Source organism: Sphingobacterium faecale, from assembly GCF_016746095.1.
GTDB lineage: Bacteria > Bacteroidota > Bacteroidia > Sphingobacteriales > Sphingobacteriaceae > Sphingobacterium > Sphingobacterium faecale.
Window position 1 is genome coordinate 1 of record NZ_JAERTY010000030.1, and the last position, 1,744, is coordinate 1,744.

The 1,744-nt window shown below is 44.7% G+C and carries 3 protein-coding genes; all 3 read right to left on the reverse strand.

Going from position 1 to position 1,744, the window contains the following annotated elements:
* Positions 1-135: 135 nt before the first annotated feature.
* The 3 genes from JKG61_RS22705 to JKG61_RS23145 all read right to left on the reverse strand — a co-directional run bounded on the left by JKG61_RS22705 (position 136) and on the right by JKG61_RS23145 (position 1,688).
* Entirely contained in the window at positions 136-618 is a 483-nt protein-coding gene (locus JKG61_RS22705) for a MauE/DoxX family redox-associated membrane protein (RefSeq protein WP_202105295.1), read from the reverse strand.
* 22 nt (positions 619-640) lie between these two features.
* Positions 641-979: a hypothetical protein gene (locus JKG61_RS22710; protein ID WP_202105296.1), complete on the reverse strand. Its 339-nt coding sequence runs from the start codon at positions 977-979 to the stop codon at positions 641-643.
* Between the two features lie 133 nt (positions 980-1,112).
* Positions 1,113-1,688: a helix-turn-helix transcriptional regulator gene (locus tag JKG61_RS23145; protein WP_202105297.1), complete on the reverse strand. Its 576-nt coding sequence runs from the start codon at positions 1,686-1,688 to the stop codon at positions 1,113-1,115.
* Positions 1,689-1,744: the final 56 nt, after the last annotated feature.

Here is a 1,744-nt window from a genome sequence, read left to right on the forward strand (position 1 = left end):
AATGTTCCTAATAAAATTGATTTTAGCGTGTTCATATGTTAATGATTTGCTTTTAAATGGGCATATGGAATATCCAATGTATTTTTAGTGTTGTTTGAGTAGTTATTGCTACATGGATATTTCATACGCAATCATTTAAACTGTTTGTACTGTTGCGATGGAGCCTTTTCCTAGGGCTTCATCGCTTTGGTGCTTACGCATACGATAATGTTGATACAGCATGCCTAGAGCTAGAACAGCAATGCTGGCGTTGATCCAGTAGTGCATTGTCCAGCTTAGTTTACCGTGTATACCTTCGCAAGAACAGGGTACAAATAGGGCCTTATTCTGTACAAAAAACACGTAGTAGCTGTACGCAAGCATGAGCGGGATTAAAATGCACCATCCCCATACCTGCGCCTTTCTGTAGTTGAGTACCAGCAGCAAGGCTACCCCTGCTTCTACAGCTATACTGGCTATTGCTGCGCTATCGGCTATGCCTGCGGGTACAAACCCGATATCTCTGATATGCGCCAGATGGGCGCCATAGTTCACGAGTTTCTTGGCAGCCGTATAGAACAGCAAGAAACCTAGTATATAGCGCGGTGCTTGGATGATGATGCGTTTTAAATTGTTCATGCTTTTAATCGTTTTATAAGCGTTATTTTATGTCTGCTTGGTGCCGGGCATCCCGCTCGGCGTTCCAAAAGTTGTTTTCTTGAATGCTATCATTTTGCAGTTTTTCCTTTTCGACACTATAGGCCTCAAAGCTGTAAACACGATTGGTATAATAAGGGTCTCGATCTGTTTCTTCACCATGATCTTTGCAGGTTGTCTCTAGGCGCATGAGTACTGTACCATTATCGGCGTCTACAATTTGGATGGTACAGCCATAGGATTTATGGCGGTTGAAATAACCAAATAACAGGATCGTTGCCAGAATCGCTATAAATAGTACAATCAGTAGTATCCTTATCTTTATGTCTTGTTTAATGATCATAACCCTTTTGTTCAATTCCGTACAACGACCTTCGCTGTATTGATAAATCAAAGGTAGGGACGATATGCAGGCTGATTGTTGTAAGTATCCGTGAAATTGCTTGTAAAAATCCGTGTGCAGGGTGGGTGTGGGCTCATAAAGGGAACTCACTCGGACGTACGCCGTACTTGTTCTTAAAGGCATTGCTAAAGGCAGAGATGTCGTGATAGCGTAGTCGGTAAGACACCGCAACGATACCTATGCCATTTTTAAGGAGTAGGGCGGCACGTTCCAGCCTTTTCTCGCTAATATATTCTTGTAGGCTTTGCTGCTGATGAAACTTTTTATGCATTTTGCTCAGGTGGTCTTTGTCGATATGGTATAGATCGGCGATTTGAGCTATCGTAGGGATTTCCTTCTCATTGTCCAGTAAATCATCAATATACTGACGTACTGCTTTTATTACTTCTTCTATACTGCATGGAGATGGGCTAGCAGCATTTTGCCGATCGTGAGCGCTCTGCAAACGTCCCACAGCCGCATAGATGTTGGTATCCTGCTGGATGCCGGCTATCTGGGGGTGCTCGAGTATGTAATAGAGCTCGGTGCGCATATCGGCGGTGATGGGGGCTGGTGCGCTGCGGTATAGTTGGTCCGGTAGTAAGATATGATGGAGGTGCTCCAGCTCGGCAGCTGCTGGTTCTCTGTGTTTGGCCAGCCAGTCGGTCACGATGTTGTAGCCTACGATCAGATGGCGCCCGATGGGTACATAGCTCAAGAAGTCGC

Bases quoted from the DNA above. Each gene is read 5' to 3' on its own strand.
- JKG61_RS22705 (WP_202105295.1), bottom strand. From the start codon at position 618: ATGAACAATTTAAAACGCATCATCATCCAAGCACCGCGCTATATACTA.
- JKG61_RS22710 (WP_202105296.1), bottom strand. From the start codon at position 979: ATGATCATTAAACAAGACATAAAGATAAGGATACTACTGATTGTACTA.